The sequence below is a fragment of the Paracoccus sp. MKU1 genome (genome assembly GCF_001447385.1).
Lineage (GTDB): Bacteria > Pseudomonadota > Alphaproteobacteria > Rhodobacterales > Rhodobacteraceae > Paracoccus.
Genome location: NZ_LLWQ01000124.1, coordinates 1 through 9,575, shown reverse-complemented (window position 1 = coordinate 9,575; position 9,575 = coordinate 1). Strand labels below are relative to the sequence as shown.

General features: G+C 59.0%; 10 protein-coding genes and 1 pseudogene. 2 read left to right on the top strand and 9 right to left on the bottom strand.

Annotated features, from left to right (window positions below; all coding sequences use genetic code 11):
* The 8 genes and pseudogenes from trbB to AQY21_RS08060 all read right to left on the bottom strand — a co-directional run.
* Window positions 1-797 (bottom strand): P-type conjugative transfer ATPase TrbB (gene trbB / locus AQY21_RS08090; protein WP_058097194.1); only part of this gene is annotated, 797 nt, incomplete at its 3' end.
* 188 nt (window positions 798-985) lie between these two features.
* Window positions 986-2,098: a LysR family transcriptional regulator gene (locus AQY21_RS08085; protein ID WP_238986720.1), complete on the bottom strand. Its 1,113-nt coding sequence runs from the start codon at window positions 2,096-2,098 to the stop codon at window positions 986-988.
* Between the two features lie 79 nt (window positions 2,099-2,177).
* The gene (locus tag AQY21_RS27715; protein WP_082658036.1) at window positions 2,178-3,119 is read right to left on the bottom strand and encodes a LysR family transcriptional regulator; all 942 of its coding nucleotides are present in this window, start codon (window positions 3,117-3,119) and stop codon (window positions 2,178-2,180) included.
* Between the two features lie 358 nt (window positions 3,120-3,477).
* Window positions 3,478-3,654, bottom strand: a pseudogene (locus AQY21_RS29685) (IS5/IS1182 family transposase); the annotation flags it as partial.
* A 326-nt stretch (window positions 3,655-3,980) separates the two neighbouring features.
* Complete coding sequence (locus AQY21_RS08075) at window positions 3,981-4,430, bottom strand: VOC family protein (RefSeq protein WP_036759129.1); 450 nt, start codon at window positions 4,428-4,430, stop codon at window positions 3,981-3,983.
* Between the two features lie 25 nt (window positions 4,431-4,455).
* Entirely contained in the window at window positions 4,456-4,800 is a 345-nt protein-coding gene (locus tag AQY21_RS08070) for a hypothetical protein (RefSeq protein WP_036759097.1), read from the bottom strand.
* Between the two features lie 57 nt (window positions 4,801-4,857).
* Window positions 4,858-5,175 carry a hypothetical protein gene (locus AQY21_RS08065; RefSeq protein WP_007396212.1) on the bottom strand — a complete coding sequence of 106 codons (318 nt, stop codon included), beginning with the start codon at window positions 5,173-5,175 and terminating at the stop codon, window positions 4,858-4,860.
* Window positions 5,176-5,204: 29 nt separating this feature from the next.
* Window positions 5,205-6,284, bottom strand: a complete 1,080-nt coding sequence (locus tag AQY21_RS08060; RefSeq protein WP_036759099.1) for an aromatic ring-hydroxylating dioxygenase subunit alpha — start codon at window positions 6,282-6,284, stop codon at window positions 5,205-5,207.
* Between the two features lie 584 nt (window positions 6,285-6,868).
* On the opposite strand from AQY21_RS08060, the gene AQY21_RS08055 reads away from it, so the two are divergent.
* Both AQY21_RS08055 and AQY21_RS08050 read left to right on the top strand, forming a co-directional pair.
* Window positions 6,869-7,996: an S-(hydroxymethyl)glutathione dehydrogenase/class III alcohol dehydrogenase gene (locus AQY21_RS08055; RefSeq protein ID WP_036759131.1), complete on the top strand. Its 1,128-nt coding sequence runs from the start codon at window positions 6,869-6,871 to the stop codon at window positions 7,994-7,996.
* 16 nt (window positions 7,997-8,012) lie between these two features.
* A complete protein-coding gene (locus AQY21_RS08050) occupies window positions 8,013-8,885 on the top strand; it encodes a helix-turn-helix transcriptional regulator (RefSeq protein ID WP_036759100.1) in 873 nt (290 codons plus the stop codon).
* A gap of 325 nt (window positions 8,886-9,210) precedes the next feature.
* On the opposite strand, the gene AQY21_RS08045 is transcribed toward AQY21_RS08050, so the two are convergent.
* Window positions 9,211-9,575 (bottom strand): glutathione S-transferase C-terminal domain-containing protein (locus AQY21_RS08045; protein ID WP_203416453.1); only part of this gene is annotated, 365 nt, incomplete at its 5' end.

The window sequence follows — 9,575 nt, the reverse complement described above, 5'->3', positions numbered from 1 at the left end:
AGCTGTTCGAGGCGGCGCAGCGCACCGATGCCCGATCCGGCATGGATGGTGCCGATGCCGCCGGGGTGGCCGGTGCCCCAGGCCTTGAGCAGATCCAGCGCCTCGGCGCCGCGCACCTCGCCGATCGGGATGCGGTCGGGACGCAGGCGCAGCGAGGAGCGTACGAGATCGGACAGCGTCGCGACGCCGTCCTTGGTGCGCATGGCGACGAGGTTGGACGCGGCGCATTGCAACTCGCGGGTGTCCTCGATGATCACCACCCGATCCTGCGTCTTCGCCACCTCGGCCAGCAGGGCATTGGTCAGGGTGGTCTTGCCGGTCGAGGTGCCGCCGGCGACGAGGATATTGGCGCGGGTCGCGACCGCGAGGCGCAAGGCTTCCGCCTGCATCCGGGTCATGATCCCGGCGGTGACATAATCGTCGAGCGTGAAGACGGCGACGGCGGGTTTGCGGATGGCGAAGGCGGGCGCGGCGACCACCGGAGGCAACAGCCCCTCGAAACGTTCGCCGGTCTCCGGCAGTTCGGCCGAGACGCGCGGCGACCGGACATGGACCTCGACGCCGACATGATGCGCGACCAGCCGGATGATGCGCTCGCCATCCGATGCGGACAGGAACTGGCCGGTATCGGCCAGCCCGTCGCGCAGCCGGTCGACCCAGATCCGGCCGTCCGGGTTCAGCATCACCTCGACGACCTCGAGATCGCGCAGCAGGGACGAGATGGCAGGCCCCAGCGCGGTGCGGAGCATGCGGACACCGCGCTCCACTGTTGCCGTTCTGTGGTCTGAACCTGCCATCCCGTCCCCCGTTCACCGGGGCGGCGAGAGAAGATCCCCGGATGGGGTCGACTAAAAGAGCCGCAAAACCGAGCCGTGCAACAGCTATCTTGTGGAAATCTTAGCGGATCGTAGCAGGGCGAAAAAATACAGGAGACCTGCGGCAAGGATTTTCCGCGAAGGCGGCACAGGGTTGCCTGCGATGCCTCTCACGCTTCCGCGCGAAGCGCCTCAAGGAAAGTCTTCAGAGCCGGATTGTCGTTCTCCGGATGCCAGCAAGCGACGTAGCCGATCCGGGTTGCGCCATTGGCGTCATGAATCGGCCGGAACACCGCGCCCAGACCCGTCAAGCCGCTGGCGCATTCGCATTGCAGGCTGATGCCCTCGCCCGCTCCGACCAGGCTGAGGATGCTCTCGCGGCTGACATGCAGGCTGGCGATCTCGGGGCTGTCCGATGGCGCCGCGAGCTTGCCGATCAGGATGTTGCGGATGTCAGGACCAGGATCCTGGTGCGAGATCAGAAGGCGTTCTCCTTTCAGGTCCGACCAGTAAACGAAGGACTTTTCAGCCAGCGGGTGGCTCTCAGGCAAAACAACCACCAACTGCTCGGTGCCGATCGCCATGGTGTTCAGCACCGGGCACCGATCCGGATCGCCAAGGATGACCGCGATGTCCAGCTTGCCGGAATGGATATCGGCCATCAACTCGACAAAGGGCGCCTCCAGCAGATCGAGGCCGATTTCGGGTTGGTTTTCGCGAAATCGGCGCAGGATGAAGCGAAGATTTCCCGAGGACAAGGATTTGTAGAAACCCAGCACGACGCTACCCCGCCGGCCTTGCACTGCCGCCTTTGTGCGATCGATCAGCCGTTGAAGATCGTCCAGGATGCGTCCGGCCATGACCGCGAAATCCTCGCCGACGGGCGTCAGCTTCGCCCCTGCGGTGGAGCGGTCGAACAGGGCAACGCCTAGCTCTTCCTCGAGCTCACGGATTCGTCTGCTCACGACCGGCTGCTGGACCTCCAGTTCCAGCGCAGCCGCGCTGAAGCTGCCGTTCCGAGCTGTGGCGACGACGTATCGAAGATGGCGCAGGTCCATGTCGCAACGATCACTCCTTTTCAGAGATTCGAATAGCTCCCCATTCATTATTTCAGCCAGGGGTAGATCGGTTTGCATGTCGAATAATTTAAACAGAGCGTCTACATTTTCGCACTTTAGGCTGTCATCCGGATCATGACGAGCGCGCCCCTTGGCCGAGATAAGTAACCACTCCTCGCCACGATTCTTGGTCAGGGCAAAGATCGACTGATTGTCCTCCTGCAAGTCGATGTACTTTTGCTTTTTTTGACCTTATTGACTAATATTACTCCTTGCACTGTGTGTTGAGTATTTGGGTTTATAGTTATAGGTCCTGACGCACGAGTGCATAGCCTGGGTGACGAATCAATTTGTCGAAGTTTTGGCAAAGCGTATCAATTACTAGTTTAACGCGAGGGTTGCGATGGCGGGCGGCGCCATATATTGCCCAGACAGATATTTTTTCACTCTCGTTGGCTTCTTGGAGGAGCGGTATGAGGTGACCTTGAGCAACTTCATAGTGCACAAAAAAGTCCGGCAGATATGCTATTGCCTCTCCTGAAACTGCATAGAATTTTGCCATCCAATAATCATGAACGCTGAATCGCACATTGTAATCGCCAATCCGCTGTCCGTCTGTGTCTTGAAGTAGCCAAGGCTCCGCTATTCCCTTGCGCGTATATTCTATGCCGGGCATTTCCCTTATATCCTCAACGGAATTAGGGGTTCCTAGCCGCTGCAGAAGTAGCGGACTAGCGTAGGCGCGATACCCAACATTGCCTAGTTTTCGACAAACGTGATCAGATGATGGGGCAGTGCCAACAAAAATAAGGCAATCAAATTCTGTTTGTTCTGGCAATGGAGTGTCACTAGGGTACATTCGTGTTTCGAAGGATAGCCCCGGATGCTCTCTTGCCAAGTACAAAGTTGCTGCGCCAATAATGCTGGTCCCAAACTCCGCACTTCCTAATATCCTCACTTTACCATTCAAGGAGCTATGGGCACGTTGAGCCGCACTTGCAGCCAGTTCGATGCTGTCAAATATACGGCCGGTATTATCTAGAAGGGCACGTCCAGCATCTGTGAGCTGCAAGCCTCTCTGAGAACGATGAAACAACTCAACTTCCAGCAAATCCTCCAGGCGGCGGATGCTGTGGCTGAGCGTTGCCTTTGGTACGCCGGAAATCATACCGGCGCGCGTCAGGCTTCCCGTCCTCGCGACATGAACGAAATTGCTGATATCCTTGAATTCAACCTTGGTCGTCATGGGGGCCTGGGCTGTGTTCCAAACCTCGAACGGAAGGTCTGGTCAGTTGGTTTACTCCGGGTGGCAACGCGTTGCTACCAAATTATGACAGCGTTCTGTCTTCGGCAGGCGAGGTTAGCACTTTGCTGCCATTTTATGCAAAGGTGACAACAAAAATAGCTACTTAAGTAGCACTTGGTGGGGATTCCGCCCGAGAACGCTAAAGCGTGAGGAGGGTAGCACTCGGAGACCAACAGGTCGCTGGTTTAGTGCCGCGCTGAAGATGTCATTTTCAGCTCTGCTGCGGCTTTGGCTTGTTCATCTGTTCTGTGTGGCGGGTTTGGTCGGTTTGCGACGTCATCTTCTGCTCAAGCCGGGTCAGCTTTGGCAGTCTGGGGAGATTTCCGGCGGCCAGCGTCATGATGAAGCGAAACCGTGCGCATTCAATGCCGCGATAAACGGTCTGGACGGCGCCTCCGATGGTTTTGGCCCAGCCGAAAGCCTCCTCGATCCGTTTGCGGTGCCTGAGGGGACGAGCGTAGCCCTTGTACCCGGTGAGCGCAAGGGAAGGTGCGGTAAGTGGGTCCGTCGAAACACCAGCGGGAAGGGCGCTGTGCATCAGATAAGCCCATGCACTGCATTCCTTGCGGGCCCCGGCCCGAGGGCCGGAGTGGACAGGCCGAACGAAAGAGCCGCACCAGAGGGCGCGGCAGTTGCTTGTCATCGCTAGAAGACAAGAGGGTTCAGCTATGGGCCGGGGGTAGTCGTGGTCAAGGGCACCGTTGTGTCGTGCCTGCGTCGGCTTCCGGCTGACAATCACCGGGGATGCCGCCCTAGATAACGGCTCGGCTTGGCAGCACAGGGCCTGCGTAGGCACAGGCCCTAGTCGAAGTTGACAACTGGAATTTCGGCACCCTCGGGAATGGTCATGGCTGTGATGCGCGCGATGTTGAACTCCGGATCGTTGAAGACCAACTGCCATTGCCCGTAATAGGTTGCAAACGGCCCCTTGACGATCGACCCGCCAAGCTCGGGCACCTTGTGCGCGATCTCATCTACCGTTGCCCAGTCTTCAACCACGAACGTCACCATCGTGCCGGTGCTGGATGTTGGTGTCCTGCGTCTCTCACGATCCTTCAGGCCCAGAAGCTCATAGGCCGGGACACCGTTGAAGGCCAGCTGGAAGCCGTTGCCTTGCAGAACCCGGTAGATCGGCGAAGAGGCCTCGGGAATGTCGTCCCAACCCAGGATTGCAGCGTAAAATTGTTTCTGTTTCTCCACATCATCGCAAAAGATGTTGTGCATAGGCTGGAACTTGTCTGCACTGGCCATCGGTGTGTCCACGCTCCTCTTGAGATCAGGCATTGAGGTCGCCGTCGGCGCATCGAGACGACATCTTTATGTCCAGGGGGGCCGCCAGTCCCGCATCCATCAGCGTCCCGACAAGCTCGGCGTGATAGGCGGCATAGGCTTTCACTGAAACATAGCGGTCCTCGGGTCTGATGATGTTGAACATCAGCGATCCTTGGCGGACACTGGGCAGCACCCAGGACTTGTAGGCCCATTCCGGGTCCGCATGCGTGAAGTAGTCTGAGTTCTTCGGTCGCAGCCATCTTGCGCCGTCATGAGGTTGATCGATATTGCCGACCGACGCGTTGAAGGCCCTAAGTGCCTTCTCCGGTTCGGCGGTGTTCACATACAAGGCCAACTTTCTTCCTTTCCGTTCCAAATCTATCCGCCTGACAGGTTTCGTGACTGCTCAGTTCAGTCGAACCTCATCAAAGCGCACGTCCATCCACCGGAGGAAGGTTTCCACCAGCCTCGTGTAGTACAGCTTGACCACGTCAGGCGGGATGCCTTTGCCGCCGTCGGCATGAAGTTCGAAGGTCAACGTGCCCGCATCGACGCTTGGCACAAGCATTGCGCCGATATCCGACACGTCTTCGGAATGCTGGTAGGAGGTATCACCCTTCAGCATCCAGCCTTCCGCCTTCCCCCACGCTTCTTCCTGGACAATTCTCCGGTTGAACTCCCGAAGCAGCGCATCGGGAGAACTGGTCATGAAATGGACTGACACTGGGATATCTCCTGAAATCCGGCCGAGCGTCAGCCCGCGACCGCTTGCAGTTCAGGGTGCATCCGGTCGCTTTCAAGAACCGGCGTCAGGAGAGCCTTCTCGAAAGCCTCCTTGCCCTGCGCGTGGGCGTTTTCCAGTTCCTTGATCCATTTCCTGTACTGTATCGAGATCTTGTCGGTCACGACCGACAGTTCGTCGTCGTAAATCTCTTCTGGCCACTGCGATTCAATGACCGGCTGGTCCTCGGCAAAGACCAGGTCGTTGAAGGCGATGTGGGGATGATCCGAATCGTTCAAGCTCTTCTCGCGGGCGAAGATCAGGAAGTTCTTCGTTTGCTTCGCGTTCACCGGGCAGGACACGTTGAAGAGGACGTGAAGGTTGTTCCCCACATATTTTTGAACGGCCAGGTTGATCGTGAACGGCATACTGCAATGGTAGGTGAAGTTGCCGATGGGTGCCTGATCGGGAACATCCATGCCCGGAGGCGTGTCATAGACAAAGCGCAGCTGGCCCTTCACGCGATCGATCGGCACGATGGGCGGCTCGGCGTTGTTCGGATCGAACAGCGTGCCCGGGTGAACGAACGCGAAGTGCGAAAAGTCCGTGAAGTTTTCCCAGCGGCGCGGTGCGCTGGCATTCCACCAGTAGGGCTCCTGCACGACTATCTTCATCTTCGGGTCATCAGCGACGCTGAAATACGGGATTTCCGTCACGTTCCACGAGCTGTCCAGACGGACCCAGACCAAACCGTACTTCAGTTCACATTGGTAGCTTGGAACCTTGGCGCGCGAGGAAATCTTCTGCGTCGGACATGCCGGCATATGGGTGCACTTGCCCTCGGCATTGTACATCCATCCGTGGTACGGGCACTGAAGCTGGTCGCCCTTGACCTTGCCGCCGGACAGCTTGGCCGAACGGTGGACGCACTGGTCCTTCATTGCGATCATCTTGCCGTCGAGACGAGCAAGAACGACCTTCTCGTCAAGCAAGGTGACGGCCATGGGGCCATTGCCCAGCGGGTCGGCCTTCTCGAATTCGTCGAGAGTCGCGACCGGATGCCAAAAATGGCGGAGAAATTCCATGTTCTCGATTAAGGGACGTGCGCCCATACCGGCATTCCTTTTGTAGCTTTTGCTGCATAGAATAGACCAGCAGTGTCATCCCAACATGTCTCTGTTACATAGAATTTATATGTGAACAGGGTGTCTAAAATCAGCAACATGATCTCTGCCGTTGTAATTCTCCCGTTTTTAACGAGGCGCATTCGTAGAACTTACGCGGCCATTTTCAGTTTCCGGGCTGCGATGCCGCCCATACTGCCGATGCCATGTTGGGTTGAACGGCAGGCCGTCATCGGTGATGATCTCTACGTTCGCCATAAACATGTGCTCAGGCATAAGCCTAAGCCTCCCTGTTCAGGCCTGGGTGTCCGGTCGAAAAGGTAGCAAGTTCACAAGAGCCATGCGCCGTCCAAATTTCTGGACGTTAGGTCCAGATAAAATGGCTCCTTTGAACGGTGAATGACCTTATTCTTGCCTCTTGTCGAGTAAGACACGTCTGGCGCTCACAATCTCCGCCGCCAGACGGAGCGAAGCCTCGATCCTCCCAATTGTCGAGGCTTCGCCAGCATCCTTAACACACGAAGGTCGCTTATCCCGCATTGATGGACAGGCATGGAACGAAGGAACAGATGATGAGAACACGCGCCGCCGTCGCCCTCGAGGCCGGGAAGCCGCTGGAGGTCATGGAGGTCAACCTTGAAGGCCCCAAGGCCGGCGAGGTTCTGGTCGAGATCAAGGCCACCGGCATCTGCCACACCGACGAATTCACCCTGTCGGGCGCCGACCCCGAGGGCGTGTTCCCCGCGATCCTGGGCCATGAGGGCGCGGGCGTGGTGCTGGAAGTCGGCGCCGGCGTCACCTCGGTCAAGCCGGGCGACCACGTCATCCCGCTCTACACCCCGGAATGCCGCCAGTGCGCCTCGTGCCTGTCGGGCAAGACCAACATGTGCCACGCCATCCGCGCGACCCAGGGCCAAGGGCTGATGCCCGACGGCACCACCCGCTTTTCCATGCTGGATGGCACGCCGATCCGGCATTACATGGGCTGCTCGACCTTCGCGAACCACACGGTTCTGCCGGAAATCTCGCTGGCCAAGGTGCGCGAGGACGCGCCCTTCGACAAGATCTGCTATATCGGCTGCGGCGTCACCACCGGCATCGGCGCGGTGATCTATACCGCCAAGGTGGAAATCGGCGCCAAGGCCGTGGTCTTCGGCCTGGGCGGCATCGGGCTGAACGTGCTGCAGGGCCTGCGCCTGGCCGGCGCCGACATGATCATCGGCGTCGACCTGAACGACGGCAAACGCGAAATGGCCGAGCATTTCGGCATGACCCATTTCATCAACCCGAAGAATGTCGAGAACGTGGTTCAGGAAATCGTCAACCTGACCAAGACGCCCTTCGACCAGATCGGCGGCGCCGATTATAGCTTCGACTGCACCGGCAACGTCAATGTCATGCGCCAGGCGCTGGAATGCACCCATCGCGGCTGGGGCCAGTCCATCGTCATCGGCGTGGCGCCGGCGGGGGCGGAAATCAGCACCCGCCCGTTCCAGCTGGTCACCGGCCGGGTCTGGAAGGGCTCGGCCTTCGGCGGCGCGCGCGGCCGGACCGACGTGCCGAAGATCGTCGACTGGTACATGGACGGCAAGATCGAGATCGATCCGATGATCACCCACACGCTGAAGCTCGAGGACATCAACAAGGGCTTCGACCTGATGCATGCCGGCGAATCCATCCGGTCGGTGGTGCTTTACTGATCGTTAAGGGACGGCGATGCTTGGACAACGAATTCAGATTGCGCGCCAAAGCCTCGACATGGAGATTGCCGAGTTTGCCTCGGCGCTTGGCATGGGTGGCAACGCCGCCACCCTTGCCAGGTGGGAGGCAGACGAGGCATCGCCGACATTTCGTGAGCTGACGGCCATCGGTTCGCTGGCGGGCATCTCGCTCTGCTTTTTCCTGCCGCCGCTTGTCAGAGACATCAAGGTGCAGAGATACTTCGGCGATGCCGTCGACTCTCTGGCGATCAGGGCACGGGCACTGGTGGCGACATATATTGCCGTCGAGAACTATATCTCGGCCGAGTTTCTGGCCACCGGAACCATCACCCCGCCCAGCAGGATGGACCTTTGCGATCCGAAGCATCGGACTGCCACCGGCATGGCGGACATGATCCAGCATCGACTGGGGATCGGTTCCCGCTCGTTTCGAAGCCTGTCGGATGAGCTTGAGCTGAATGGCCTGAAGATTTTTGCCGCGCGCCTGCCTGCCGGAATAACCGGCATAAGCTGCGACATTTGCTTGGGAGACGATCCGGCACATCCCTTTTTCGTCGCCTCGGGCAGTGCCTCACCCCGGGAAACACAGGAAAACCTGTTCGACTGGGCCTTCTCGGAGGGCATAAGGGCAATCTGCGGCGATAGCGCCGAACTTTATTCGGAGACAAGGACGATCTTCCTTAGGTCGTGCTTTCCGACCCTCGACGCTTCGGAAACCCGTCCCCTGCGCCACACCAGAACGGGCTGTCGCACGGACGGGCATGCGAGTGCCATTTACCGAAAGGTCAGACAGGGCACCGCAAGCGGGCGGCTGTCGAAGTCGGACGCGCAGCGCATCGAAACGATCCTGCGCAGCAGCGAAGCCTAGCAGGCTGCACAAGCCATCCAATGCCGTGCAAGAGCGTGTGTCGTCCTCTGCCTGATCTGATGCGGGTCGACGATGCCCGGAATGAATGTGGTGCGCGGGTTGCAATCCAGCTGCGACGTTCCGGTTCCACCCGCCCTGGCGCGGCAGTTTGCAGCGACAAATCAGCGGCTGGTCGTTTATGTCGTCAGTACGGAACGGCCGAGAGACCTGCACCGCCGCCAGACGCGGATCGGCCTGGCTACTGTTGGCGTGGGAAGATCATCAAAAGGACCGGGCACGGCATCCTGATGACAGGTGACGTTCCCGGTCGTGGCAGTCTGGCAGGTCAGTTGAAGATGTTGATCCCCGGCATCAGCTTGAAGCGCGGAAGATTGACGAACCTGCGTATCCAGCGCTGGATTGCCGGATAGTAGAACAGCTCGATGCCGCCGTCCCCTGCCAGCGCCACATAGGGGAAGCACGCGACATCCGCCACCGTGGGGTTCGATCCCGCGATCCAGTTGAACCCTTGCAGCTCCTGGTTGGCCAGATGGTCATCCAGGATCCGGAACAGCTTGTGAGCGCCGGCCCTTGCCTGCGCCACGTCGAGGTCATAGCCCAGCACGTCATGCAGCCGCGCCGCCGAGGCCGTGGATGTGATGCTGTCCGCGAAGGCCAGCCATTGCGCGACCCGACCCAGTTCGGACGGAT

Excerpts from the sequence above, each read along its gene's own strand:
- AQY21_RS27715 (WP_082658036.1), bottom strand. The coding sequence starts at position 3,119 with ATGACGACCAAGGTTGAATTCAAGGATATCAGCAATTTCGTTCATGTC.
- AQY21_RS08075 (WP_036759129.1), bottom strand. The coding sequence starts at position 4,430 with ATGGCCAGTGCAGACAAGTTCCAGCCTATGCACAACATCTTTTGCGAT.
- AQY21_RS08060 (WP_036759099.1), bottom strand. The coding sequence starts at position 6,284 with ATGGGCGCACGTCCCTTAATCGAGAACATGGAATTTCTCCGCCATTTT.
- AQY21_RS08050 (WP_036759100.1), top strand. The coding sequence starts at position 8,013 with ATGCTTGGACAACGAATTCAGATTGCGCGCCAAAGCCTCGACATGGAG.
- AQY21_RS08055 (WP_036759131.1), top strand. The coding sequence starts at position 6,869 with ATGAGAACACGCGCCGCCGTCGCCCTCGAGGCCGGGAAGCCGCTGGAG.